Annotated in this window: 20 protein-coding genes and 2 pseudogenes; 17 read left to right on the top strand and 5 right to left on the bottom strand. The window is 64.2% G+C overall.

Annotation, left to right across the window (positions count from 1 at the left end):
- Positions 1–11 precede the first annotated feature (11 nt).
- On the top strand, positions 12–791 hold the full coding sequence (locus IG197_RS13540; RefSeq protein ID WP_192319741.1) for an ABC transporter ATP-binding protein: 780 nt from the start codon (positions 12–14) through the stop codon (positions 789–791).
- Between the two features lie 3 nt (positions 792–794).
- The gene (locus IG197_RS13545; RefSeq protein ID WP_192319463.1) at positions 795–1,697 is read left to right on the top strand and encodes an ABC transporter permease; all 903 of its coding nucleotides are present in this window, start codon (positions 795–797) and stop codon (positions 1,695–1,697) included.
- Between the two features lie 27 nt (positions 1,698–1,724).
- On the opposite strand, the pseudogene IG197_RS13550 reads toward IG197_RS13545, so the two are convergent.
- Both IG197_RS13550 and IG197_RS13555 read right to left on the bottom strand, forming a co-directional pair.
- Positions 1,725–2,219 (bottom strand): annotated as a pseudogene (locus tag IG197_RS13550) (ABC transporter permease subunit); the annotation flags it as partial.
- A 173-nt stretch (positions 2,220–2,392) separates the two neighbouring features.
- Positions 2,393–2,638: a DUF982 domain-containing protein gene (locus tag IG197_RS13555; protein ID WP_067955441.1), complete on the bottom strand. Its 246-nt coding sequence runs from the start codon at positions 2,636–2,638 to the stop codon at positions 2,393–2,395.
- 179 nt (positions 2,639–2,817) lie between these two features.
- Between IG197_RS13555 and IG197_RS13560 the strand changes: the two genes are divergently transcribed.
- Genes IG197_RS13560 through IG197_RS13570 form a run of 3 tightly spaced genes read left to right on the top strand, consistent with a single transcriptional unit; the run spans position 2,818 to position 8,093 of the window.
- The gene (locus IG197_RS13560; RefSeq protein ID WP_192319465.1) at positions 2,818–3,942 is read left to right on the top strand and encodes an efflux RND transporter periplasmic adaptor subunit; all 1,125 of its coding nucleotides are present in this window, start codon (positions 2,818–2,820) and stop codon (positions 3,940–3,942) included.
- Positions 3,939–5,006 carry an efflux RND transporter periplasmic adaptor subunit gene (locus IG197_RS13565; protein WP_192319467.1) on the top strand — a complete coding sequence of 356 codons (1,068 nt, stop codon included), beginning with the start codon at positions 3,939–3,941 and terminating at the stop codon, positions 5,004–5,006. The genes IG197_RS13560 and IG197_RS13565 overlap by 4 nt, the downstream gene beginning before the upstream one ends.
- On the top strand, positions 5,007–8,093 hold the full coding sequence (locus IG197_RS13570; protein WP_192319469.1) for an efflux RND transporter permease subunit: 3,087 nt from the start codon (positions 5,007–5,009) through the stop codon (positions 8,091–8,093).
- Positions 8,094–8,114: 21 nt separating this feature from the next.
- Here the strand turns inward: IG197_RS13570 and pcaD are convergent, their stop codons facing one another.
- Positions 8,115–8,912, bottom strand: a complete 798-nt coding sequence (gene pcaD / locus IG197_RS13575; protein ID WP_192319471.1) for a 3-oxoadipate enol-lactonase — start codon at positions 8,910–8,912, stop codon at positions 8,115–8,117.
- Positions 8,913–9,078: 166 nt separating this feature from the next.
- Here pcaD and IG197_RS13580 point away from each other — a divergent pair, with 166 nt between their 5' ends.
- Both IG197_RS13580 and IG197_RS13585 read left to right on the top strand, forming a co-directional pair.
- On the top strand, positions 9,079–9,831 hold the full coding sequence (locus tag IG197_RS13580) for an SDR family NAD(P)-dependent oxidoreductase (protein WP_067955447.1): 753 nt from the start codon (positions 9,079–9,081) through the stop codon (positions 9,829–9,831).
- A gap of 129 nt (positions 9,832–9,960) precedes the next feature.
- Positions 9,961–11,330, top strand: a protein-coding gene (locus IG197_RS13585; RefSeq protein WP_185910139.1) for an IS1182 family transposase whose coding sequence is annotated in 2 segments (ribosomal slippage) — positions 9,961–10,633 and positions 10,633–11,330 — 1,371 coding nt in all. Because the reading frame shifts where the segments join, the coding sequence is not laid out codon by codon here.
- 163 nt (positions 11,331–11,493) lie between these two features.
- On the opposite strand, the gene IG197_RS13590 is transcribed toward IG197_RS13585, so the two are convergent.
- A complete protein-coding gene (locus IG197_RS13590; protein WP_192319473.1) occupies positions 11,494–12,864 on the bottom strand; it encodes an aspartate aminotransferase family protein in 1,371 nt (456 codons plus the stop codon).
- Positions 12,865–13,132: 268 nt separating this feature from the next.
- On the opposite strand from IG197_RS13590, the gene IG197_RS13595 reads away from it, so the two are divergent.
- The 3 genes from IG197_RS13595 (at position 13,133) to IG197_RS13605 (ending at position 16,460) form a co-directional block, all read left to right on the top strand.
- Positions 13,133–13,819 carry a GntR family transcriptional regulator gene (locus IG197_RS13595; protein WP_067955451.1) on the top strand — a complete coding sequence of 229 codons (687 nt, stop codon included), beginning with the start codon at positions 13,133–13,135 and terminating at the stop codon, positions 13,817–13,819.
- Between the two features lie 2 nt (positions 13,820–13,821).
- The gene (locus IG197_RS13600; RefSeq protein WP_192319475.1) at positions 13,822–14,943 is read left to right on the top strand and encodes an NAD(P)/FAD-dependent oxidoreductase; all 1,122 of its coding nucleotides are present in this window, start codon (positions 13,822–13,824) and stop codon (positions 14,941–14,943) included.
- A gap of 83 nt (positions 14,944–15,026) precedes the next feature.
- A complete protein-coding gene (locus IG197_RS13605; RefSeq protein WP_192319477.1) occupies positions 15,027–16,460 on the top strand; it encodes an NAD-dependent succinate-semialdehyde dehydrogenase in 1,434 nt (477 codons plus the stop codon).
- Between the two features lie 44 nt (positions 16,461–16,504).
- On the opposite strand, the gene IG197_RS13610 is transcribed toward IG197_RS13605, so the two are convergent.
- Entirely contained in the window at positions 16,505–16,969 is a 465-nt protein-coding gene (locus tag IG197_RS13610; protein ID WP_067955455.1) for an Lrp/AsnC family transcriptional regulator, read from the bottom strand.
- 130 nt (positions 16,970–17,099) lie between these two features.
- On the opposite strand from IG197_RS13610, the gene alr reads away from it, so the two are divergent.
- The 7 genes and pseudogenes from alr to IG197_RS13645 all read left to right on the top strand — a co-directional run bounded on the left by alr (position 17,100) and on the right by IG197_RS13645 (position 25,031).
- Entirely contained in the window at positions 17,100–18,233 is a 1,134-nt protein-coding gene (gene alr, locus IG197_RS13615) for an alanine racemase (RefSeq protein ID WP_192319478.1), read from the top strand.
- Between the two features lie 15 nt (positions 18,234–18,248).
- Positions 18,249–19,500, top strand: a pseudogene (locus tag IG197_RS13620) (D-amino acid dehydrogenase).
- A gap of 348 nt (positions 19,501–19,848) precedes the next feature.
- On the top strand, positions 19,849–20,589 hold the full coding sequence (locus IG197_RS13625; protein ID WP_192319743.1) for a FadR/GntR family transcriptional regulator: 741 nt from the start codon (positions 19,849–19,851) through the stop codon (positions 20,587–20,589).
- Positions 20,586–21,767 carry a PLP-dependent transferase gene (locus IG197_RS13630; RefSeq protein ID WP_192319480.1) on the top strand — a complete coding sequence of 394 codons (1,182 nt, stop codon included), beginning with the start codon at positions 20,586–20,588 and terminating at the stop codon, positions 21,765–21,767. Before IG197_RS13625 ends, IG197_RS13630 begins: the two co-directional genes overlap by 4 nt.
- Positions 21,768–21,797: 30 nt before the next feature.
- Positions 21,798–23,075 carry a sugar ABC transporter substrate-binding protein gene (locus IG197_RS13635; protein ID WP_067955461.1) on the top strand — a complete coding sequence of 426 codons (1,278 nt, stop codon included), beginning with the start codon at positions 21,798–21,800 and terminating at the stop codon, positions 23,073–23,075.
- A 205-nt stretch (positions 23,076–23,280) separates the two neighbouring features.
- Entirely contained in the window at positions 23,281–24,183 is a 903-nt protein-coding gene (locus tag IG197_RS13640; protein WP_192319745.1) for a carbohydrate ABC transporter permease, read from the top strand.
- The gene (locus tag IG197_RS13645) at positions 24,183–25,031 is read left to right on the top strand and encodes a carbohydrate ABC transporter permease (RefSeq protein WP_192319747.1); all 849 of its coding nucleotides are present in this window, start codon (positions 24,183–24,185) and stop codon (positions 25,029–25,031) included. The genes IG197_RS13640 and IG197_RS13645 overlap by 1 nt, the downstream gene beginning before the upstream one ends.
- Positions 25,032–25,035: the final 4 nt, after the last annotated feature.

The following is a 25,035-nucleotide window of genomic DNA, read 5'->3' on the forward strand; positions in this document are numbered from 1 at the left end:
TGAGCATGCCCCTGCTCGTCTGCGCGGACCTGCGCAAGACCTTCAACGCCGGCCTTGCCGGAGCGCGACCGGCGTTGAACGGGGTGGATCTGGCGCTTGACCGCGGCGACTTCGTCGTGATCATCGGTTCCAACGGCGCCGGCAAATCGACGCTGCTCAACATGATCGCCGGCGCAATCGAGCCGGATGGCGGCTCGATTGCCCTGGACGGCCAGGACATCACCCGCCTTGCAGCACATCGCCGGGCCGGCATGATCGCGCGGGTGTTCCAGGACCCGATGATCGGTACAGCTGCGGCCATGACCATCGAGGAAAACCTGGCGCTCGCCGAACAGCGCGGGCAACGCAGAGGCTTCGCGCGCCATCTCGACGGCGCCAAGCGCGACCGCTACCGGATGCTGCTCTCCAGCCTGGCGCTCGGCATGGAAGACCGGTTGTCGACGCCGGTGGCCCAGCTCTCCGGCGGGCAACGCCAGGCCTTGTCCCTGATCATGGCATCGTTGTCGCGCCCCTCGCTGCTGTTGCTCGACGAGCATACGGCGGCATTGGACCCGCGCACTGCCGACCTGATCATGGCGACGACCTTGCGGATCGTCGCGGAGCAGTCGCTGACCACGCTGATGGTCACCCACAACATGCGCCAGGCGATCGAGACCGGTAACCGGCTCGTCATGATGGATGCCGGCCGCATCCGCGACGACATCGGCGGCACCGAGAAGGCAAGACTCACGCCTGCCGATCTCGTCGAGAAGTTCAGAATCGAAAACGATCGCATGCTGCTCGGAACCTGACCAATGGACGTGATCCACGCCTATCTCAATCTCGTGCCGGTGACGCTCTCGCAAAGCCTCATCTATTCGTTCCTGGTGCTCGGCATCATGATCCCGTTCCGTTTGCTGAGCTTTCCTGATCTGACCAGCGAAGGTGCGTTTCCGCTTGGCGGCTGCGTCTGCGCCACACTTTTGCTGGCCGGATATCCGCCGCTCTTGGCAACCGTTGTCGCGATGCTCGCTGGTGTCGGAGCCGGCGCGGCGACCGCGCTGGTGCATCTGCGCTTTCGCATCAATTCGCTGCTGGCCGGCATCCTGGTCTTCACGGCACTCTACAGCGCGAACATGCGCGTTCTCGGCCGCTCGAACATCGCCTTGTTCAACACCGACAACATCTTTACCCAGATCAACCCGGCCATCCTGACCGACGTTCGGCTGCAAGTCGCCACATTCGCCGTGCTGATCGTCGTGGCCCTGGTCGCATTGCGCTGGTACCTGGCCACGCAGGCAGGAGCGGCGTTACGCGTCATCGGCATCAATCCGGAGCTGGCGCCATCGCTCGGCATCAGCATCTGGACATACACGATCGTCGGCCTGGGTGTCGCCTCTGGCCTGACCGCGCTTGGCGGCGCGCTCATCGTGCAGTTGCAGGGCTATGCCGACGTTGGCATGGGCACCGGCATCCTGATCAACGGTCTCGCCTCGCTGGTCATCGGCGAAACGATCACCGGACGGCAGACCGTCACCCGGCAATTGCTGGCGCCTGTCGTCGGTGCAATGGTCTATTATCAGCTCGTGTCGCTGGCATTGTCGATCGGGCTGCAGCCAAGCGACCTCAAGGTCGTGACAGCCGGCTTCGTGCTGGTGACGCTGGGACTACCCATGCTGCGCGGACGCAGCGCCATGCGCGAAACCATGCGGGCATAAGTGCCGGGCCGCAGCCTCGGCCGACCGCTACTCGCGGCCGGCCCAGGGCACAAGCCTGCGTTCGACAAAACGCAGGCCGAATTCGAGCACGAAGGTGACCGCGGCGATGACCAGAATTCCCATCACGACGACGTCGGTGACGAGGAACTGAGCCGCCGACTGGATCATGAAACCGAGGCCGCGCGTCGCAGCCACCAGTTCTGCGGCGACCAAAGTGGTCCAGCCGGCGCCCAGCGCGATGCGCAGGCCGGTGAGGATCGACGGCAGCGCGCTGGGCAAGACGACGAAACGGATGACCTGCCGGCGCGTGGCGCCAAGCGAGCGCGCGGCGTTGAGGCGATCCTGCTGCACACCGCGCACGCCGGAGGCCGTCGACAGCGCGATCGGCGCCACCATGGCAATTGCGATGACCAGCACCTTGGCCTGTTCGCCGATGCCGAACCAGATGATCACTGGCGGCAGATAGGCGAGCAGCGGGATCGGTCGCAGAAATTCCAGTACGGGATTGAAGATGCCGCGGCCGGGGTTGAATGACGATGCCCATTCAGAATGTTAATTCTATAACTTCTGTAGAGTTAATTTATTCCGGCAAACCGTGCGTGACTGAGATGTCCTGCCCATTTTCGCCGGCAATAGAGTCTTGCGCCGTTCGCCGCCCGGCGAACGGCCGCCCCTCCGCCCGATGGCCGACAAGCTCAGATCCTGATGCCGATTTCGTCGGCAGCGGCGATAAAGGCCCGTTTGGCAGCCTCGCGCGTGCGGGTGCCGGCAAGGGCTGCGGATACGGTTTCGACCGCCTCGCGGTAGAGCGGACCGCTGCGCTTGGCATGCGGCCAGTCGACGAGCGCTTCGTAGGCGCCCTTGACGGTCGTCACCTCGCGCTGGGTGCTTTCCGTCCCGATGCGGATCTGTACAGGGCTGTCGAAGAGCATACGATCCATGGCGATCCTCCGAGTTGATTGCGTCCAACAACGCTCCGGAATAGCTCGGGTTCCGTGGCAACGTGTGCTGTGCGCCACGTACTCGCCCTGTCGCATCACGATACCGGCAGGTTTGCTGGGCGTTGCCCGATTGCCAGTTGCATCGTAGCTTGTTGACGAAGCGATTTGGGGGGGGGCAGATGCGATCCACGAACCCGATCACCGCAGGTATGCCGGGCAAGATATCGGCATGCGCGCCACCCAGACGACACCTCACCGCCCTCGCGCTTTGCCTTCTGTTGCCGCTTCCGGCCTGCCAGAAACAGGAAACGGCGGAACGGCAGCCGATCGTGGTGCGCTCCGTCGAGGTCAAACTGACCGACTATGCACCATCGACATCGCTGACCGGCGTCATTGCCGCGCGGACGCTGAACAACCTGTCATTCCAGGTCGGCGGCCGGGTCGCCGAGCGCAGTGTCGACATCGGCCAGCGCGTGACCAAGGGCCAGGTGCTGGCGAAGCTCGACCCGCAGGAGCAGCAGTCGGACGTGCGGGCGGCGCAGGCCAGCCTCTATGCCGCGCAGGCGCAGCTCAAGCAGGCCGCCGCCGCATTCGAACGGCAGAAGACGCTGCTTGCCCAGGGCTTCACGACGCGGCGCGATTACGACCAAGCAGACCAGGCGCAACGCGTCGCTCAAAGCGGTGTGGAATCGGCACAGAGCCAGATGAGCAATGCCGAAGACCGGCTGACCTATACCGAACTGAAGGCCAGCGCCGACGGCGTGGTGACGGCACGGACGATCGAGGTTGGCCAGGTCGTGCAGGCGGCGCAGACGGTGTTCACCGTTGCCGAGGACGGAGACCGCGACGCCGTGTTCAATGTCGACGAGGCGCTGGTGGCGCGCAACCCGGTGGCACCCGACGTGATGATCGCGCTGATTTCTGACCCGCGCATCAAAGCCCCGGGACAGGTGCGCGAGGTGTCGCCGGCGGTCGATCCGGCATCGGGTTCGATCAGGGTCAAGGTGATGGTGCCAAACACGCCCACCGAGATGCCGTTGGGTGCCGCGATAACAGGCACAATCGTGTCGAAGCCCCAGCCGGCAATCGTGCTGCCATGGCAGGCGCTGATGTCGGATGCGGGAAGGCCCGCGGTCTGGACCATCGACCCCGCGACCAAGGCTGTGGCGCTGGCGGCGATCGAAGTGCAGTCCTTTGCCTCGGGTGTCGTCGTCGTGGCCAATGGACTGGAGGTCGGACAATCGGTTGTCGCCCAGGGCGGACAATTGCTCAGTCCCGGCCAGGTGGTGGAGGTGGCGCCATGATCTCCAGGACAAGCTTGCTTGCTTTCGTGCTGTTGATCGCGCTTGCGGCCTGCAGCGAGGAAAAAGCGCCCCCTCCCGAAGTCATCCGCCCGGTGCTGTCGACTGTCGTCGAGCCGCACGGCCCGACCGCGCAGGGCTTTGCCGGAACGATACAGCCTGAATTCTCCGCCGACCTCGCCTTCCGCCTGCTCGGGCGGCTTGTGACGCGCGATGTCGGCGTCGGTGACATGGTGACCAAGGGCGAGACGCTTGCCGCGATCGACCCGCTGGCGCTGGAGCTCGCTTCGCAGGCGGCGCGCGCCGACCTGACGACGGCGGAGGCGCAGTTCGCCAATGCCGCCGCCAGCGAGGAGCGCCAGCGCAGCCTGCTGGCCGAATCCAACACCTCGCAGGCAGTCTATGATTCCGCGAAACAGGCGCTGGATTCCGCTGCGGCCAATGTCGAGCGGACGCGCGCGGCACTGGCCAAGTCGGAGGAGCAACTCGGTTACGCCCGACTGTTTTCCGATTTCGACGGCATCGTCACCGCGGTCGGCGCCGAGGTCGGCCAGACAGTCTCTCCGGGACAGATGGTGGTGACGGTGGCACGCTCGGATGCGCGCGAGGCCGTCGTCGACGTTCCCGACCAGATGGCGATCAGCCTGCGCGACGGTGACGAGTTCGAGGTGGCGTTGCAGATGCTGCCGTCGCTGCGGGCCAAGGCGCATGTCCGCGAAATCGCGCCGCAGGCCGACGCTGCGACACGAACGCGACGGGTGCGGTTGGCGTTGAGCGATCCACCAACGGCCTTTCGGCTCGGCTCGACGGTGACTGCGACACAGCCGTCGAAGGCAGACGCTGCGATCGACCTGCCGCTGACAGCCTTGCTGGAAAAGGACGGCAAGAGCTTCGTCTGGGTCGTCGACCCCAATGCTTCGACCGTCAGCCTGCAGCCTGTCGAGGTCAAGGCAAAGGACGGTGCGAGCTTTACCGCCGGCGGTATCGGCGCCGGCACGCGCGTGGTGACTGCCGGCGTGCGCAGCCTTGCCGAGGGCCAGAAGGTCAGAATTCCAGAGGGGGCGTAGGTGAAGGGTTTCAATCTTTCCGACTGGGCGCTGAACCACCGCTCCCTGGTCTGGTACTTCATGCTGATCTTCACCGTGGCGGGCGTCTTCGCCTATCTCAATCTCGGCCGCGAGGAAGACCCGAGCTTCACCATCAAGACGATGCTGATCCAGGCCAACTGGCCGGGAGCCTCGGTCGACGAAACGACGCGGCAGGTGACCGACAGGATCGAAAAGAAGCTCGAGGAACTGGAGAGCCTCGATTTCAGCCGCAGCGTGACGACCGCCGGCCAGACGATCATCTTCGTCAATCTCAAGCCGACCACCAAGGCGCGCGACGTGGCCCCGACCTGGGTGCAGGTCCGCAACATGGTCAACGACCTCCGGCCCAATTTCCCGCAAGGGGTGCAAGGACCGTTCTTCAACGACCGCTTCGGCGACGTGTTCGGCAACATCTATGCCTTCACCTCGGACGGGCTGTCGATGCGCCAGCTGCGCGACTATGTCGAGATGGTGCGCACGCGCATCCTGACCATTCCCAATGCCGGCAAGGTCGAGCTGATCGGTGCGCAGGACGAGGTCATCTATCTCGAATTCTCGACGCGCCAGATCGCGGCTCTGGGCCTCAACCAGCAGGCCGTCGTCGCCAGCCTGCAGGCGCAGAACGCGGTGTCGCCGTCGGGTGTCATCCAGGCCGGACCGGAGCGCATCGCGGTGCGCGTCGGCGGCCAGTTCACCTCGGAGGAAAGCCTCAGGGCGATCAACCTCAGGGTCAATGATCGCTTCTTCCGGCTGAGCGACGTCGCCACCATCAGCCGCGGCTATGTCGATCCGCCGACGGCCCTGTTCCGCGTCAATGGCGAACCGGCGATCGGTCTCGCCATCGGCATGAAGCCGAACGCCAACCTGCTTGAGTTCGGCGACGCGTTGAAGGCGCTGATGGGGCAGGTCACCGGTGAGTTGCCGGTCGGCGTCGGCGTGCACCAGGTCGCCGACCAGCCGGTCATCGTCGAGCATGCCGTGTCGGGCTTCACCCGCGCTCTGTTCGAGGCGGTGGCCATCGTGCTCGCCGTGTCCTTCATCAGCCTGGGCATGCGTGCCGGCTTCGTGGTGGCGCTGTCGATCCCGCTGGTGCTGGCCATCACCTTCCTGGTCATGGCCTATATGGGCATCTCGCTGCAGCGCATTTCGCTCGGAGCGCTGATCATCGCGCTCGGCCTGCTCGTCGACGACGCGATGATTGCCGTCGAGATGATGGTGGCCCGGCTGGAGGTCGGCGACTCGCTCCGCAAAGCCGCGACCTATGTCTACACGTCAACTGCGTTTCCGATGCTGACCGGCACGCTGGTGACGGTCGCCGGCTTCATCCCCATCGGCCTCAACAGCAGCCAGGCCGGCGAATACACCTACACGCTGTTCGTCGTCATCGCCGTTTCGCTGCTGCTGTCTTGGATCGTGGCGGTGCTGTTTGCGCCCCTGCTCGGCGTCACGCTCTTGCCGGCGACGATGAAAAAACACGACGAGCGGCCGGGCCGCTTTGCGGCGGGCTTCTCGCGTCTGTTGCGGCTTGCCGTGCGCCGCCACTGGCTGACCATCATCGCCACCGTCGTCGCCTTCGTGCTGTCGGTGGTGGGGCTGACTTTCGTGCAGCAACAGTTCTTCCCGCCGTCGGACCGGCCCGAACTGATCGTCGACTGGAACCTGCCGCAGAACAGCTCGATTGCCGAGACACGTGCCCAGATCGAGCGCTTCGAGGAGATCGCGCTGAAGGGCAATGCCGACATCGACCACTGGAGCTCCTATATCGGACAGGGCGCGGTGCGCTTCGTGCTGGCCTATGACGTGCAGCCGGCCAATCCCTATTTCGGCCAGACGGTGATCGTGACCAAGGACCTCGAAGCACGGCACCGGGTGCAGCCGGCGATCGAAAAGACCCTGCGCGAGCAGTTCGTCGGAACCGACACCTACGTCAAGACGCTGGAGCTCGGCCCGCCTGTGGGCCGGCCGGTGCAGTATCGCATCAGCGGCCCGGAGGTGCAGACGGTGCGGGCGCTGTCACAGCAGCTGGCGGGCGTCATTTCGCCCAATCCCAAGCTGCAGGCGCCAAGCTTCGACTGGAACGAGCCGGAGCGCGTGCTGAAGGTCGAAGTGCTACAGGACAAGGCACGGCAGCTCGGCATCACCTCCGAGGACATCGCCAGCGCCATGAACAGCGTTGTCGGCGGTGTGGCAATCACCCAGGTGCGCGACGCCACATATCTGATCAATGTCGTGGTGCGGGCGCAGGATGCCGAACGCGGCTCGATCGAAACGCTGCGCAACCTGCAGATACCCACCGGAGGCGGCGAATCCATCCCGCTCGCGACGGTGGCCGACTTCCGCTACGAGATCGAGCAGCCGACGGTCTGGCGCCGCAGCCGCCTGCCCACCATCACCGTCAAGGCGGGCATGGTCGGCAGCGCCCTGCCCGACACCGTCGTCGCCGAACTCAAGCCAGCGATCGACGACTTCGCTGCCAAGTTGCCCGACGGCTACACTGTCGTAACCGGCGGTTCGGTCGAGGAAAGCGCCAACAGCCAAGGGCCGATCATCGCCGTGGTGCCGCTTATGCTGTTCATCATGGCAACCGTGCTGATGCTGCAGCTGCAAAGCTTCCAGCGGCTGTTCCTGGTGGTGGCTGTCGCGCCGCTCGGCTTGATCGGCGTGGTCGCGGCACTCGTGCCGACGGGCCAGCCGCTCGGCTTCGTCGCCATCCTCGGCGTGCTGGCGCTGGTCGGCATCCTGATCCGCAATTCGGTGATCCTGATCGTCCAGATCGAGGAGCTGATCGCCACGGGTACCGACCGGTGGCATGCGGTGATCGAGGCCTCCGAGCACCGCATGCGGCCGATTGCGTTGACGGCGGCGGCAGCATCGCTGGCGCTGATCCCGATCGCCCGCGAGGTGTTCTGGGCGCCCATGGCCTATGCGATGATGGGCGGCATTCTGGCCGGCACGGCAATTACCCTGCTGTTTTTGCCGGCACTCTATGTCGCCTGGTTCAGGCTCAAGGAGCCGGACGAGGCCGGCAGCGGCACGACCGAAGCGATGGAACCACCGGCGGCGTAGGCGCCACCGGTGGCAGCCAGCCTATTGCGGCGGCAGCTGGGCGACGAAGTTCTTGATGAGAGCGGTCAGTTCTTCCGGCTTCTCGACGCAAGGGATGTGGCCGGCGCCGTCGATGATCTTGAAGCGAGAGCCGGGGATGAGATCGGCCAGCGCGCGCACCAGCGCCGGCGGCGTCGAGCCGTCATGATCGCCGACGACGCAGAGCGTCGGCACAGCAATCGCCTTGGCCGCCTCGGTGTAGTCGGCATCGCGCAGGGCAACACAGGTGCCGGCATAGCCGACGACAGGCTGGCGCGTCAGCATGTTGCGGTATCCGGTGAGGTCGGCTTTGCGCTGCGCATGGAAGTCGGGCGTGAACCAGCGCTGCAGAATGTCGCCCGTGATCGCCGCGATGCCATCCTTTTCGACGGCGGCGATGCGGCTGTTCCACAGCTCTGCCGTGCCGATCTTGTGGGCGGTGTCGCAGAGCACGAGCGCCCGCACCAGGTCGGGCCGCCTGGCGTAAAGGCCTTGCGCGATCATGCCGCCGACCGACAACCCGCAGATGATGGCGTCCTTGACGTTGAGATGATCGAGCAGGCCTTCGAGGTCGCCGATGTGATCGTCCATCCGATATGGCGACGTACCGACATCGGAGAGGCCGTGGCCGCGCTTGTCGTAGGTGACGATCGGGAAGTCGCCGGCAAAGCGGATGATGACGTCACGCCAGATGCGGAAGTCGGTGCCGAGCGAATTGACGAAGACGAAGACCGGCTTGTTGGCAGGCCCGCCGATCAGCTGGTGATGCAGCGTGATGCCGCCGATTTCAGTAAATTGCACGGATAGTCTCCTCGTCGCGAGGTCATGGACATGGGGCCTAGAAGTCGCCCGTCAGGCCGGCGCGGTCAAGCCGCGAGGCCTCTGCCGAGCGCGGCCGAGAGCCGCGCCCCCTCGCAATGGCAAGGTGCATCCGCTACATAAGCTGTAAGCTTGAAATGAGGATGTGATGGCCGAGAAGACCGAAGGGCGAAAGACGATCGTTTTGACCGGAGCCAGCCGCGGCATCGGCCATGCGACGGTGAAGCGCTTTTCGCGCGAGGGCTGGCGCGTCATCACCTGTTCGCGCCAGGCATTTTCAGACGATTGCCCGTGGCCGGCCGGTCCGGATGATCACATCAAGGTCGACCTCGCCGACCAGGGTGATGTCGGCAGCGCCGTTTCCGAAATCCGCCAGCGGCTGGAGAAGGAAGGCGGACTGCTGCATGCGCTCGTCAACAACGCCGGCATCTCGCCCAAGCACAAGGGCGGCGGTCGGATGAACTCGATCGACACGCCGATGCATGTCTGGCGCGACGTGTTCCAGGTCAATTTCCTGGCGCCGATCATGCTGGCGCGCGGCCTGTTCAAGGAACTGGCGGCGGCCAAGGGCTCGGTGGTCAACGTGACCTCAATCGCCGGCACCCGCGTCCATCCCTTTGCCGGCACGGCCTATGCCACGTCCAAGGCAGCACTTGGCGCGCTGACCCGCGAGATGGCCGCCGATTTCGGCCCGCACGGCATCCGTGTCAACGCCATTGCGCCCGGCGAGATCGACACTGCCATCCTGTCGCCGGGGACCGACAAGATCGTCGAGACGATCCCGATGCGCCGGCTCGGCCTGACGTCGGAAGTCGCCGACATCATCTATTTCCTGTGCTCGGGCCAGGCCTCCTATGTCACGGGCTCTGAAATCCATATCAACGGCGGTCAGCACGTTTGAGAGCTTTTGCCTGCTCTCCGTGTGCGGGAGAATACCTGCCGCGCGCCCAAACAAAAAAGCCCGCCTCCGGCGGGCTCAGACTGCTGACAACCCCCTGGCGAGAGTTGGGGGTTTGTGATTCAGTGGGTGATGTTGAAGCGAGCCGGCCCTGAACAAACCGCACTTGAGATCGTCACGCTCGATCAACTGGTTCCAGTTGATCACCTTCTGCGCAAGATCGATGGTGTTATCGATTTCTCGTTCATCCACGATCTGACAGCGCCGCTTTACTGCGCCGACAATGGTCGCCCGCCACTTGATCCGACCTTGATGTTCAAGGCGCTGTTCATCGGCTACCTGTTCGGGGTGCGCTCGGAGCGGCAATTGGTGCGAGAGATCGAGGTCAATGTCGCCTACCGGTGGTTCCTGCGGCTGAAGCTGACGGACAAGGTGTTCGACGCCTCGACATTGTCGCAGAACCGACGCCGGCGCTACCAGGACGAGACGATCGCGCAGGCGATCTTCGACCGCATTGTCGAGCAGGCGATCGGGGCAGGCTTGGTCGACGGCACGGTGCTCTACACCGACAGCACGCACCTGAAGGCCAATGCCAACAAGGGCAAGTACGACCTTGCCATGGTCGCCAAGTCGCGTGCCGACTACTGGGGCGAGCTCGACCGGGCGATCGATGCCGAACGGGCGTTGCACGGCCAGAAGGCGCTGAAGGAGCAGGAGCGGCAGCCTGCGGTGAAAGAGACGAAGGTCTCGCGCACCGATCCTGAGGCTGGCTATATGGTGCGCGAGGGCAAGCCGAAGGGCTTCTTTATCTCGATCACCGCACGGTGGATGGCGGCTTCGGCATCATCACCGACACGTTTGCCACGCCGGCCAACGTGCATGACTCGATCGTCTATCTCGACCGGCTCGACCGCCAGGTGGAGCGTTTCGGCTTCGACGTCACGGCGGCGGGGCTGGATGCCGGCTATGCCACGCCAGGCATCGCCAAGGGCCTGGAGGACAGGAACATCCACGGTGTCGTCGGCTATCGCAACCCGCCCCGGCCAAAGCCTGGCAAGATGAGGAAGGGCGCTTTCGTCCATGAGCCGGACCTTGACGGCTATCGTTGCCCGCAGGGCCAGTTGCTCACTTACGCCACCACCGATCGCGGCGGTTATCGCCACTACAGGAGCGACCCGACGATCTGCCGCAACTGTCCGCTGCTGGCGTCTTGCACATCAAACGCCAAGGCCGAGCGCACCATCACGCGCCATGTCTGGCAGGATGTCCGCGAGCGGGTCGATGCCAACCGCTTAACCGCATGGGGCAAGGCGATCTATCGACGCCGCAAGGAGACGGTCGAGCGATCCTTCGCCGATGCCAAGCAGCTCTTCGGCCATCGCTATGCCCGCTTCCGAGGGCGAACACGCGTCGCCTGCCAGTGCCTGATCGCAGCCGCCGCCCAGAACATGAAAAAGATCGCAATCAGCCTCTGGCCAAAGCCAAAACCAAGCCTCGCATGAGGCCAAAGCCGGCTCGCAACGGCCTTGGCATCTGCTCCCCGAAATCAATCCAAAAGCTCAATCAACCCACAAAACAAAACCCCGCCGAAATTCGACGGGGTTCGTCAGCAGTCTGAGCCCGCCGGATGGCGGGCTTTTTGCTGTTGCCTGGTTGAATCGGCGATCAGGCCTTGACCTGCTTCGCTGCCTCGTCGAGCGACCTCTCGACGGCGTCGAAGATGTCGTCGACCTGCTTGTCGTTGATGATCAGCGGCGGGCAGAAGGCAAGCGCGTCACCCATGTTGCGGGAGATGATGCCATTCTGCTGCAGCAGGCCGTTGACCAGGCCGCCAAGTGCGCCGGCGGAGCCCCATGGCGCCTTGGTTGCCTTGTCGGTGACCAACTCCATGGCGCCGATGAGGGCGACACCGCGGACCTCGCCGACGAGATCGTGCGCGGCGATTTTCGCCAGGCGCTTCTGCATGTGGGCGCCGACCTCGCGGGCGTTGGCGACCAAATTGCGTTCCTCGATGATCTTGAGATTTTCGAGCGCAACGGCGGCGGCGACCGGATGACCGCCGGCGGTGAAGCCGTGACCGAAGGTGCCGATGCGGTTGCTTTCGTCGGCGATCGGCTCGAACACCTTGTCGTTGATCATCAGCGCCGAGATCGGCAGATAGGACGACGAGATCTGCTTCGACATGACCATGATGTCGGGCTGCATGGCGTAGGTCTCCGAGCCAAACATGTTGCCAGTGCGGCCGAAGCCGCAGATGACTTCGTCGGCGACGAGCAGGATGTCGTACTTCTTGAGAACGGCCTGGATCTTCTCCCAATAGCCGGCCGGCGGGACGACGACGCCGCCGGCACCCATGACCGGCTCGCCGAACATCGCGGCGATGGTTTCGGGCCCCTCGGCAAGGATCAGCTTTTCCAGATCGTCGGCGAGACGGGTCGAGAACTGCTGCTCGGTCTCGCCAGGCAGCGCCTCACGCCAGTGGTGTGGCGACGATGTGTGCAGCACATTGGCGATCGGCAGGTCGAAGGACAGATGGTTGTTGGGCAGGCCGGTGAGGCTGGCGGAAGCGATGGTGACGCCGTGATATGCACGCTTGCGCGAGATTATCTTCTTGCGCTCGGGCTGGCCGAGCGCATTGGAGCGAAACCAGATCATCTTCATGGCCGTGTCATTGGCCTCGGATCCGGAATTGGTGAAGAACGCCTTGCTCATCGGCACCGGCGCCATCGTCACCAGCTTCTCGGCGAGGTCGATCAGCGGCGAGTGCCCTTTATGGGTGAAGCTGTGGTAGTAGGGCAGCTTGGCCATCTGCTTCGTTGCGGCATCGACGAGGCGCTTCTCGGAGAAGCCGACGCCGACGCTCCACAGTCCCGACATCGCCTCGATGTAGCGCTTGCCCGAGATGTCCTCGACATAGATGCCGTCGCCCTTTTCGATGATCAGCGGCCCGACCTCCTGGTGGCGGCGGGCATTGGTGTAGGCGTGCATGTGGAATTTCTTGTCGCGCGCCTCGGGCGAATTCGGCTGGCTGTCCATTGTCGTTCCTCACTGGATGAAGCGTCGCCGGCAGGGCGACGATGTCGATGATCTTGCGTTCGCGGTCAGCGACCGCTTGCAAAATCCGTAAATTGTTGTTTGATGCATCATGTTTTTCGTGTGGACCAATGTCAAGGGCCAGAGAAGCGGCACGGGCAGGCCAGATAAGGCCAGGGTGCCGCAGCTGCCCAGTACCGACAAAGGGGCACGCGACCTGAACCCGGCGCCATGCGAGGCCGGACAATGAGCAGATGAGCGAAGGAAACCGATGACCGAAGGCTTCGCCTTGCAGATGGTTGAGCACGACAATCTCGGCGAGATTGTCTACGGCCAGCTGTCCGACGCGCTGATCAAGGGACGCTTCGCGCCCGACGCGCGCCTGACCATCCGCGACCTGGCGCAGTCGCTGGGTACGTCGGTGACACCGGTGCGCGATGCCATACTGCGCCTGATCCAGGACGAGGCGCTGGTGCAGAAGTCGGCGCGCGAAGTACGCGTGCCTGTCATGACGCTGGAGCGTTATCTCGAAATCCGTCAGATCAGGATGAAGCTGGAGGGGCTTGCCGCGCGCGAGACAGCGCTGAAGGCCGAGGCCAGGGACATCGAGCGGCTGCGCGAACTCGTCACGCGCAACGAGCAGGCCATTGCCGCTGCGGACTGGCCGGCGGCGCTGGAACTGAACCAGACCTTCCATTTTGCGCTGGCCGAGATCGCCGGCATGACCGTGCTGCGCGGCATCCTCAACCGGCTGTGGCTGCAGATGGGGCCGATGATCGCGGCGTCCTACCAGCATGGCGGGCGGGCGATGATCGACTATCACCACATGATCCTGTTAGCCATCGAGGCCCGCGACGCCGACCGGGCCGAGCGCGCCATCGTCGACGACATCCGCGGCGCAAGCTCGGCCATCATCGAGCAGCTCGCGGCGCTGAAGCCGACCGGGAGTGCCGGCTGACCATGGAGACGGTCGACTGCATCATCGCCGGCGCCGGCGTCATTGGTCTCGCCGTGGCGCGGGAACTCAGCCGGCGCGGCATGGAGACGATCGTCGTCGAAGCGGCTGATGCCATCGGCACCGAAACCAGTTCGCGCAACTCGGAAGTGATCCACGCCGGCATCTACTATCCCGAGGGCAGCCTGAAGGCCGAGCTGTGCGTCAAAGGCCGCGACATGCTCTACGCCTATGCCACAGAGCGCGGCGTTCCGCACAAGCGCTGCGGCAAGCTGATCGTGGCAACGCTGCCGGAGCAGGTGCCGACGTTGAAAGGCATCATCAACAAGGCTCGGGCCAACGGCGTCGATGACCTCGTGCTGCTCGACGCCACCGAAGCGCAAGCGATGGAGCCGTCTCTTGCCTGCCACGCCGCCGTGCTGTCGCCATCGACCGGCATCGTCGACAGCCATGCACTGATGCTGTCACTGCTCGGTGAGTCCGAGGAGCATGGCGCCTTTCTCAGCCTCAACACCGAGATCGTTTCCGGCCGGATCGAAGCGGGCCGTTTCGTGCTGCAGACACTGGACAGCTCGAGCGGCGCAGGTTTCGAGATCGCAGCACGGCATGTCGTCAACGCCGCCGGCCTTGGCGCGAACAGGCTCGCCGCATCGCTGGCGGGGCTCGCCCCGAAATTCGTGCCCGCGCTGCTTTATGCCCGGGGCAATTATTTCTCGGTGTCAGGCAAGCCGGCGTTTTCACGGCTGATCTATCCGGTGCCTGAACCGGGCGGGCTCGGCGTGCATCTGACGCTCGACCTCAATGGCGGCATGCGCTTCGGCCCCGATGTCGAGTGGATCGAGACCAAGGACTACGCGGTCGATCCGCGACGGGCCGACCACTTCTATGGCGAGATCCGGAAATATTGGCCCGGCCTCGCCGACGACAGCCTGGGTGCGACCTACAGCGGCATCCGCCCCAAACTTGTCGGGCCCGGCGAGCCGGCTGCCGATTTCGTCATCCAAGGCCCGGAGGTCCACGGCCTCAGTGGACTGGTCAATCTGTTCGGCATCGAAAGCCCGGGGCTGACCTCGTCGCTGGCAATCGCCGAACTGGTGGCACGGAAGCTGAAGCGAACCTATGTCTAGCGCATCATTCGAGGCGTGACCCGCCGCCCGGCGACGCCAGCCCCCTCTTCACCCGCTCACGAACGACCCAGCAAGGACACAGCATGTACCCCGAAGTGAAATTGTTCATCGATGGCAAATGGACGGCGGCCGAAGGCGGCAGGACCATCGACGTCTACAACCCCGCCACCAACGAGGTGATCGGCAAGGTCGCCTCGGCCGGCAAGGGCGACCTCGACCGGGCACTCGCCGCCGCCGAGCGCGGCTTCAAGATCTGGCGTAAGGTGTCGCCCTACGACCGCTCCAAGGTGCTGCGCCGCGCCGCCGACATCTTACGCGAACGCGCCGATGCGATCGCGACACTGCTGACGCAGGAACAGGGCAAGCCGGTCGGCGAAGCCAGGATGGAAGTGCTCTCCTCAGCCGACCTGTTCGACTGGTTCGCCGAGGAAGGCCGCCGCACCTATGGCCGCGTCATTCCGGCCCGTGCGCCCGGCATCCAGCAGATCGTCGTCAAGGAGCCGGTCGGTCCGGTGGCAGCGTTCACGCCTTGGAACTTCCCGATTTCGCAGGCGGCACGCAAGATCGGCGCAGCCCTTGCCACCGGCTGCTCGATCATCGTCAAGCCACCGGAAGAGACGCCGGCGTCGCCCGCCTGCCTCGCCGATGTGTTCAGGGATGCCGGCCTGCCCGACGGCGTGCTCAACCTCGTCTATGGCAACCCGCCCGAAATCTCCGGCTACCTCGTGCCGCATCCGGTCATCCGCAAGGTGTCGTTCACCGGCTCTGTACCGGTCGGCAAGCATCTGGCGGCGCTGGCCGGCACCCACATGAAGCGCGCGACGATGGAGCTTGGCGGCCATGCACCGGTGATGGTGTTCGACGATGCCGATGTCGACGCAGCCGCAGCGACGCTCGCCGCGTCGAAGTTCCGCAACGGCGGCCAGGTCTGCGTGTCGCCGACGCGCTTCCTGATCCAGGAAGGCGCCTACGACCGCTTCCTCGGCAAGTTCGTCGAGCATGCCAAGGGCGTGAAGGTCGGCGACGGCCTGGAGGCCAGCAGCCGCATGGGCCCGCTGGTCAATGAACGCCGGCTGGAAGCGGTCGAAAAGCTGATCACCGAGGCGGTAGCCGACGGCGCCAGACTCGAGACTGGCGGCAAGCGCATCGGCAACAAGGGCTCCTATTTCGAGCCGACGGTGCTGTCGGGCGTGCGCACCGACATGCGCATCATGAACGAGGAGCCCTTCGGCCCGGTGGCGCTGGTGATGCCGTTCAGGACCTTCGAGGACGTCGTCACCGAGGCCAACCGCCTGCCCTACGGCCTCGCGGCCTATGCCTTCACCAAGTCGAACAAGACGGTCACCGACCTCGGCGCCGAGATCGAAACCGGCATGCTGACGATCAACCATCTCGGCCTGGCATTGCCCGAAACGCCGTTCGGCGGCGTCAAGGACAGCGGTTACGGTTCAGAAGGCGGCACGGAAGCGCTCGAAGCCTATCTGGTCACCAAATTCGTGACCCAGTCAGCCGTCTGACACTGACAACAAAGCCGGCGTACCACCAGGGCGCCGGCTTTTCTTCAAGACGTCTTCGGCCGTTTCGACTGCAGGATGTTGCGGATCGAGAAGCTCGAATGGATCCGGGCGAGGCCCGGCAGCGCTGACAAGATCTCCTTGTGCACGCGCTCGAAATCGCCGGCACTGGCCACTTCGACACGCAGGAAATAGTCGGAATCGCCGGTCATCAGGTAGCACTCCTTGATCTCGGGGTAGCGCCGCACCGCGAGCTCGAAGCGGTTGAAATACTCCTCGGTCTGCCGCTCCAGCGTAATCTGGACGATGACGGCGATGCCCTCGTCGGCCGCGGCATTGCCGATGATCGCGGTGTAGCCCCTGATGACCCCTTCCTGCTCCAGCAACTGCACCCGTCTGAGACAGGCTGATGGCGACAGGCCAACCTCGGCCGCGAGGCTGGCATTGCTGACGCGCGCATTGGCGCGCAATGCCCGGATGATGCCGCGGTCGATGGCGTCCAGAGAGGGCATCGCTGTTCCTTTCAACAACGCTTCGAAAATTGCACAGATTACGCACAGTTCGCATGATCGTCATCACATTGGCAAGATTTTCGCCGATCATTGCGATATTCTTTGGCGAAGGTGAGGACAATTTCCTGATATGACAATGGGCGTGCAAAGCGACATTGAGAGCCGTGCGGCATGCGGCGTGCTGACCATCGATCTCGACGCTCTGGTCGAGAACTATCGGCAGCTGAGCCAGCGCAACGCGCCTGAAAGGACCGCGGCGGTGGTCAAGGCCGATGCCTATGGGCTCGGCGTGGCCGAGGTTGCCCCGGTTCTATACGCCGCCGGGTGCCGCGACTTCTTCGTCGCCCATTTCATCGAAGCGGTCAGGCTGAAGCCGCATCTCACTGCTGACGCACGCATCCTGGTGCTCAACGGTCTGATGCCGGGCAGCGAGGCCGATTGCGCCGACCTCGGCGTGGTGCCGGTGCTGAACTCGCTCGAACAGGTCGCCAACTGGTCGGCCACATCAAGGGCGCGCAACGTGACGTTGCCGGCAGCACTCCAGGCCGACACCGGCATGTCGCGGCTCGGGCTCGAGCCGCAGGAGCTGGAAACGCTGATCGCCGAACCACACCGGCTCGACGGCATCCATATCGACATCGTGATGAGCCATCTCGCCTGCGGCGACGAGCCGGCGCATGATGCCAACGCCCGCCAGCTCGGACGCATGCGGGACGTGCGCGCACGCTTCCCCGATGCCAAGCTGTCCTTTGCCAATTCCGCCGGCATCTTCCTGGGCGACGATTTTCATGGCGATCTCGCCCGCCCGGGCATAGCGCTCTATGGCGGCGCGCCGCTCGGCGAGGGCGTCAATCCGATGCAGCAGGTGGTCCGCCTCGACGTCGGCGTCGTCCAGACCCGCACCGTGACGGCGGGTGCCGAGGTGGGCTATGGGGCAAGCTTCGTCGCCAGGTCCGAAATGCGGCTCGCCACCATCGCCGCAGGTTATGCCGACGGCCTGCCGCGCCATCTCAGCAATTCAGGCGCTGCCTGGTTCGGTGACGTGCGCCTGCCGATCGTCGGGCGCGTGTCGATGGACAGCATCATTCTCGACGTCACCGGCTTGCCGACCGGAACATTGAAGCTTGGCGACATGGTCGAACTGATCGGCCCGCACCAGACGCTCGAAATGATCGCGTCGGATGCCGGCACCATTTCCTACGAAATCCTGACCAGCCTGGGCCGGCGCTGCAGACGCCGCTACCTCAGCCCGGCAGCGCGCTAAACCACAGGGGCAATCATGCGCATAGTCATTCTCGGTGCCGGTGTCATCGGCGTCACCTCTGCCTACTACCTGGCCAAGCAGGGTCACAAGGTGACCGTGCTCGACCGCCAGGCCGGTCCGGCGCTGGAAACCAGCTTTGCCAATGCCGGCGAAATCTCGCCCGGCTATGCCTCGCCCTGGGCCGCTCCCGGCATTCCGCAAAGGCGATGAAGTGGCTGTTCATGAAGCACGCGCCGCTGATCATCCAGCCGATGCTCGACGTCTCGACCTGGCGCTGGGTGACGGCAATGCTGCGCAACTGCACCTCGGCCCGCTACGCGCTCAACAAGAGCCGCATGGTCCGCCTCGCCGAATACAGCCGCGACCAGCTGATTGCGCTGCGCGACGATACCGGCATCCAGTATGACCACCGCACGCAGGGCACGCTGCAGCTGTTCCGCTACCAGAAGCAGCTCGACGGCATGGCCAAGGACATCGAGGTGCTGCAGAGCGACGGCGTGCCTTACGAAGTGCTCGATCCCGCCGGCTGCGTCGGTGCCGAACCGGGCCTGGCGCCGGTGCGCGAGAAGATCGCCGGCGGCCTGCGCCTGCCGAATGACGAGACCGGCGACTGCTTCAAGTTCACCAACGAGCTGGCCAAACTCGCGGAACAGCTCGGCGTCGAGTTCCGCTACAATGTGAAGCTGGAAAGCCTGCGCCAGGAAGGCAAGCGCATCGTCGCCGTCCGCACCTCGGAAGGCGATGTCGAGGCCGACATGTTCGTCGGCGCACTCGGCAGCTTCACGCCGTCCTTCGTCAAGCCGCTGGGCCTCCGGGTCCCGGTCTATCCGGTCAAGGGCTATTCGATCACCGTGCCTATCGTCGACGAGAGCAAGGCGCCGGTGTCGACGATCATGGACGACACCTACAAGATCGCCATTACCCGCCTCGGCGACCGTATCCGCGTCGGCGGCATGGCCGAGATCGCCGGCTTCAACACCGACCTGTCGCCGTCGCGCAAGGCAACGCTGCAGTTCTCGGTCGAGGACCTGTTCGGCGGCGCCGCCGACCAGAGCCGCGCCACCTTCTGGAGCGGGCTGAGGCCGATGACGCCGGATGGCACGCCGGTCATCGGACGCACCAGTTCGACAACTTCTACCTCAACACCGGCCACGGCACGCTGGGCTGGACCATGGCCTGCGGTTCGGGCCGGGTGCTGGCCGACATGATCGGCGGCGTCCGTCCCGAGATCGACGTCTCCGACCTCGCTCTGTCGCGCTACGCCTGAAAACATCAGCTGTCGCGCGGGCGCCAGGCCGTGCCTGCGTTTTCCGATGCTACGACCCTCGTCGCCCAGCTGACTGTCTTGTCGCAATAGGCCGCCCTCCGACCTCGGAGGCGGCCTATTGTGCATCGCATTGTCCGCAAGGCTTTGAAAACATTGCAAAGATGACCCTGCCGACCAGTTGACCACGACCGTCAACAACACTCATCTCGACGCGGCATCCAGCATCGCCAGACGCCTCGTATCAGTTGCCCACGACCGGTGTCCGGTCAGTCGCTCCTGAACTTTCCTGACATTCGCGATTGACAGCCGCAACTTGCCATGCAGAAATTGGTCTGACCATTGTACCATTTGAAGGCCGCGACGTGCTCGACCTGCCTCCCTCAAGCCACTGCGCGCGATGATGCAGTCCTCAACGTGCTGGCAGACTTCGTCATCCACGAAGAGCTCAAGCCCGGCGACCGGTTGCCGACCGAGCGCGTCCTGTCGGAGCGGCTGAAGGTCAGCCGCACTACCGTGCGCGAGGCGCTGACGCGCTGGGAAGGACTTGGCTTGGTGGAACGCCGCCAGGGCAGCGGCACCTATCTCAAGGCGGCGGTATCGCGCGACATGCTGCATCTGCCGCTGACATTTGCCTCGGGCAACGACTTCGAAAGCCTGATGCACACGCTGGAAATCCGCCGTGGCCTCGAGGCCGAAGCCGCCGCCCTGTGCGCCCTGCGCGCCGGTCCGGCCGAAGTCGAGATCATCCGCCAGAAGCTCGAGGTCATGGAAGAAGCCTTCCACAGCCGCGCCGGCATGTCCTCGGACGAAGACTGGGATTTCCACCAGGCGATCTACCGCGTGTCGGGCAATCCGCTGTTCGAACAGATCATCTCGGCAATGCATGAGCTGTTCCACCGTTTCTGGGAGCATCCGCTGGGCGTCCGCGATTTCGGCCACGCCAGCTTTCCCTATCACCGCACGGTCTACGAGCGGATTGCGGCTGGCGACGCCGAAGGAGCGCGCGGCGAAGCGCTGAAACTGATCGCCACCGTCGAGGCCGACCTTCGCCGCGGCGACGCCAATCTCAAACGTGCGGGATACAAATGAACAGCGAGTGCGAGCGCGATTTCATAGCCGAGGCGGCGACCTTGCTGGCCCATGACGAGCCGTTCCCCGGCGGCGCTGTGGTTCCGCCGATCTACCAGACATCGCTGTTCACTTTCGACAGCTATGCCGAGATGGCGGACGTGTTTGCCGGGCGCAGCACCAAGCCGATCTATTCGCGCGGCAACAACCCGACGGTCATGGAATTCGAGAGCAAGATCGCCGCCCTTGAAGGGGCCGACGCGGCGCGCGGATTTTCCAGCGGCATGGCGGCAATCAGCTCGACCGTGCTCGCCTTTGTCGGCGCGGGTCAGCGCATCGTCGCCATCCGCAACTGCTACGGCGACGCCTACCGCCTGTTCGAGCGGCTGTTGCCGCATCTCGGCATCAAGGTCGATTATGTCGACGGCTCCGACCCGGACGCGGTGAAGGCAGCACTGCCGGGCGCGGCGATGCTCTATCTCGAAAGCCCGACCTCGATGATGTTCGAGCTGCAGGACCTCGAGGTGTTGGCGGCACTCGCCAAGGCGCAAGGCATCGTCACCGTCATCGACAATTCGTGGGCGACGCCGCTGTTCCAGAAGCCGATCCTGCACGGCGTCGACGTGGTCATGCATTCGGCATCGAAATATCTCGGCGGCCACAGCGACACGGTTGCCGGCGTCGTCGCCGGCTCGGCCGAGCACATTCGCCGCATCAACGAGCGCACCTATCCCTATCTCGGCGCCAAGCTGTCGCCTTTCGAGGCGTGGCTCTTGCTGCGCGGACTGCGCACGCTGCCTTTGCGCCTGCCGCACCACATGAAGAGCGCGCTGACGATTGCCGAACGGCTGAAGGGCCACGGCCATGTCGAGCGCGTCAACCACCCCGCCTTCTCCAACCATCCGGGCAAGAAGACGCTCACTGGCTATTCCGGCCTGTTCTCCTTCGAGGTGACCGACGACATCGACGTGCCTGCCTTCACCGACGCGCTGAAACTGTTCCGCATCGGCGTCAGCTGGGGCGGTCACGAAAGCCTCGTGGTGCCGGCGCTCGCCTCGCTGCAGCAGACGCCGGATGCCAATTCGATCGGCCGGTTCGGGGTCAGCCCGCGAACCATCAGGCTGAATATCGGGCTGGAAAACGTGGAGGATCTCTGGGCCGACGTCAGTCGGGCCTTCGAGAGTGCAACAAGAAAATAACTTCAAGATCCAAGAATGGGAGTGACTGGAATGAAGAAGTACGGAGTGTTGTTCGCGGCGGCCATGGGCCTCGCATTGTCGGCGGGGTCGGCGCTCGCCGACTCGACAATCAAGATGGTGGAGGTCATCACCAGCCCGCCGCGCACCGAATTCCTGAAAAAGCAGATCGCCGAATTCGAGACCGCCAATCCGGGCATCAAGGTCGAGCTCGTCTCGCTGCCCTGGGGTCAGGCCTTCGAAAAATTCCTGACCATGGTCCAGGCCGGCGACACGCCCGACATCGTCGAGATGCCCGAGCGCTGGCTCGGCCTCTACGGCACCAACGGCCAGCTCGAGGATCTCACGCCCTACATGGCCAAGTGGGGTGACGCCGCAACGCTCGGCGACCGCGCCAAGCAGTTCGGTTCCGTCGTCGACGGCAAGCAGTACATGCTTCCCTACGGCTACTACCTGCGCGCCATGTTCTGGAACAAGAAGCTGTTCAAGGAAGCCGGCCTCGACCATGCGCCGACGACGCTCGACGAGTTCATGGACGCCAACAAGAAGATCTCAGCCATTCCAGGCAAGTATGGCTACTGCATGCGCGGCGGCCCTGGCGGCTTCAACGGTGTGCAGATGTTCATGAACATCGCCAACGGCAAGGGCGGCTACTTCAACGAGGACGGCACCTCGACCATCAACGAGGAAGGCTCGGTCAAGGGCCTGCAGATGCTGGCCGACATCTACAAGGAAGGCTACGCGCCCAAGGACAGCGTCAGCTGGGGCTTCAACGAGATCGTCACCGGCTTCTACTCCGGCACATGCGCCATGCTCGACCAGGATCCGGACGCGCTGATCGGCATCGCCGAAAAGATGAAGGCGGAAGACTTCGCCGTGGCCCCGATGCCGGCCGGTCCGTCTGGAAAATCCTATCCGACGCTCGGCTATGCCGGGTGGTCGATGTTCGCCAGTTCCAAGGTCAAGGACGACGCCTGGAAGCTGATGTCGACGCTGCTTTCGCCGGCAAACAATATCGGCTGGGCCAAGGAAGTCGGCGTGCTGCCGATCCACAACAGCGCCGCCGACGATCCGCACTTCAAGACCGAGCAGTTCAAGGGCTGGTTCGAGGAGCTGAACAATCCCGACAAGTTCGAGTTCGTGACGCCGCCGGTGCATCTCGAAAACCTCGGCAACTTCTATGACCAGGTCTCGGTCAAGAATGTCCAGGAGGTGCTCCTCGGCCAGCGCACGGCGAAGGACATCGCCGACGAGTGGGCTGCGTTCCTGACCAAGGAACAGCAGGACTGGATGGCCAAAAACAAGAAGTAACGGCCATGGCGGGGCAGCGATGTCCCGCCAACCCTGCCCTGTCGCCAGGGCTCCTTTGCTGCCCCTCGCGACCGCGTTTCGCGGTCATGCCGGCATCGCCGCCAAGCCCTTTCTCCCGCGGAGACGAGGTCGCGCGCGAGGGGCGATCTTTCGCCATGCCGAAAGCATCGCCCGAAAGCGTCGCCCATGATCACTGCAGTCGCCGATCGAATTCGCCCCGCAAGGCGGGGCGCAGGGTTCCGTCCTGCCCGGCTTCGAGCCGTGGCTTTATCTCAGCCCAGCCCTGATCCTGCTGGTCACGGTGCTGCTCGTGCCGCTGATCATCGGCATCAGCTATTCGTTTCGTAAATTCTCGGCCTTCAAGTCCGAATATGTGGGCCTCGGCCAGTACCAGGCACTGTTTTCCGATCCGCTGCTTGCCCAAGCGCTGGTCAACACGCTGTGGTGGACCGTCGGCAGCCTGTTCTTCCAGTTCTTCCTTGGACTCGGCCTGGCGCTCCTGCTCGACCGGCCGTTCTGGGGCCGCAAGATGGTGCAGGCGGTGGTGTTCCTGCCCTGGGCGGTACCATCCTTCCTGTCCGGCCTCACCTGGGCCTGGCTGTTCAACCCGATCGTCGGGCCGCTGCCGCATTGGCTCTACGCCATGGGCATCATGGCCGAGCCGAGCAATATCCTGGCCGATCCCAAGATCGCCATGTGGGGGCCGATCATCGCCAATGTCTGGTTCGGCATCCCGTTCTTCGCCATCACGCTTCTGGCGGCACTGAAGTCGATCCCGTCCGAGCTGCACGAGGCCGCGGCCATCGACGGCGCCTCGCCATGGCAGCGCTTTTCCAAAGTGACGCTGCCGTTCCTGGCGCCGACAATCGCCATCACCGTCATGCTGCGCACGATCTGGATCGCGACCTTCGCCGACCTGATCTTCGTCATGACCTCGGGCGGACCGGCCGGCTCGACCAACACGGTCGCCACCTACATCTATGTCAGCGCCTTCAAGTCGCTCGACAAGGGTTACGCCTCGGCGGTGGCAGTGCTGCTGCTGATCCTTCTCATCGTCTATGCGGTGGTGCTGATCGGCATCCGCCGCTCGCTCGCGAGGTACTCGTGATGATTGCCGGACGCTCCAATTCCGCGCGCCTGCTCGGCGGTATCGGGCTCTACGGCGCCATTGCTGCCTACGTCATCTTCGCGCTGTTTCCGATCTACTGGACGCTGAAGATCTCGGTGACGCCGCAGTCGCTGCTCTATTCCGAAGGCATAACGCTGTGGCCGTCGGCGACGACCTTCGAGAACTATGCCACGGTGCTGAAGGCCAGCGATTTTCCACTCTACTTCTTCAACAGCGTGCTGGTCTCCGTGACCACGGCCATCCTGGTGACCGTCATCGCCTCGGGCGCCGGCTACGCCATGTCGCGCTTCTCCTTCCGTGGCAAGACGACGGTGGCGATAGCCCTTTTGCTGACGCAGACCTTCCCGCTGGTGATGGTCATCCCGCCGATCTACCGCATCATGGGTGAGATCGGCCTGACCAACAGCCTGACCGGGCTGATCATCATCTACACCGCCTTCAACACCGCCTTCGCGGCCTTCCTGATGCAATCCTTCTTCGACGGCATACCGAAAGACCTGGAGGAAGCGGCGATGATCGACGGCTGCACCCGCTTCGAGGCTTTGCGCCGCATCATCATCCCGCTGACGCTGCCCGGCATGGGGGCGACGCTCGGCTTCGTCTTCACCGCGGCGTGGAGCGAACTTCTGTTCGCGCTGATGCTGATCTCCAGCGAGGGCCAGAAGACCTTCGCCGTTGGACTGCTCACCTTCATCGGCAAATTCGCCGTCGACTGGGGACAGATGATGGCGGCGTCGATCCTGGCGCTCATCCCGGTCTGCATCTTCTTCGCATTCCTGCAACGCTATCTTGTGACCGGCCTGACCGCCGGCGCCGTCAAAGGGTAGGACC

Source organism: Aminobacter sp. SR38 (assembly GCF_014843375.1).
Taxonomy (GTDB): domain Bacteria; phylum Pseudomonadota; class Alphaproteobacteria; order Rhizobiales; family Rhizobiaceae; genus Aminobacter; species Aminobacter ciceronei.

Excerpts from the sequence above, each read along its gene's own strand:
- alr (WP_192319478.1), top strand. The coding sequence starts at position 17,100 with ATGACAATGGGCGTGCAAAGCGACATTGAGAGCCGTGCGGCATGCGGC.
- IG197_RS13590 (WP_192319473.1), bottom strand. The coding sequence starts at position 12,864 with ATGGACAGCCAGCCGAATTCGCCCGAGGCGCGCGACAAGAAATTCCAC.
- IG197_RS13560 (WP_192319465.1), top strand. The coding sequence starts at position 2,818 with ATGCGATCCACGAACCCGATCACCGCAGGTATGCCGGGCAAGATATCG.
- IG197_RS13545 (WP_192319463.1), top strand. The coding sequence starts at position 795 with ATGGACGTGATCCACGCCTATCTCAATCTCGTGCCGGTGACGCTCTCG.
- IG197_RS13580 (WP_067955447.1), top strand. The coding sequence starts at position 9,079 with ATGGCCGAGAAGACCGAAGGGCGAAAGACGATCGTTTTGACCGGAGCC.
- IG197_RS13565 (WP_192319467.1), top strand. The coding sequence starts at position 3,939 with ATGATCTCCAGGACAAGCTTGCTTGCTTTCGTGCTGTTGATCGCGCTT.
- IG197_RS13610 (WP_067955455.1), bottom strand. The coding sequence starts at position 16,969 with ATGCCCTCTCTGGACGCCATCGACCGCGGCATCATCCGGGCATTGCGC.
- IG197_RS13645 (WP_192319747.1), top strand. The coding sequence starts at position 24,183 with ATGATTGCCGGACGCTCCAATTCCGCGCGCCTGCTCGGCGGTATCGGG.
- IG197_RS13630 (WP_192319480.1), top strand. The coding sequence starts at position 20,586 with ATGAACAGCGAGTGCGAGCGCGATTTCATAGCCGAGGCGGCGACCTTG.
- IG197_RS13635 (WP_067955461.1), top strand. The coding sequence starts at position 21,798 with ATGAAGAAGTACGGAGTGTTGTTCGCGGCGGCCATGGGCCTCGCATTG.
- IG197_RS13595 (WP_067955451.1), top strand. The coding sequence starts at position 13,133 with ATGACCGAAGGCTTCGCCTTGCAGATGGTTGAGCACGACAATCTCGGC.
- IG197_RS13555 (WP_067955441.1), bottom strand. The coding sequence starts at position 2,638 with ATGGATCGTATGCTCTTCGACAGCCCTGTACAGATCCGCATCGGGACG.
- IG197_RS13600 (WP_192319475.1), top strand. The coding sequence starts at position 13,822 with ATGGAGACGGTCGACTGCATCATCGCCGGCGCCGGCGTCATTGGTCTC.
- IG197_RS13605 (WP_192319477.1), top strand. The coding sequence starts at position 15,027 with ATGTACCCCGAAGTGAAATTGTTCATCGATGGCAAATGGACGGCGGCC.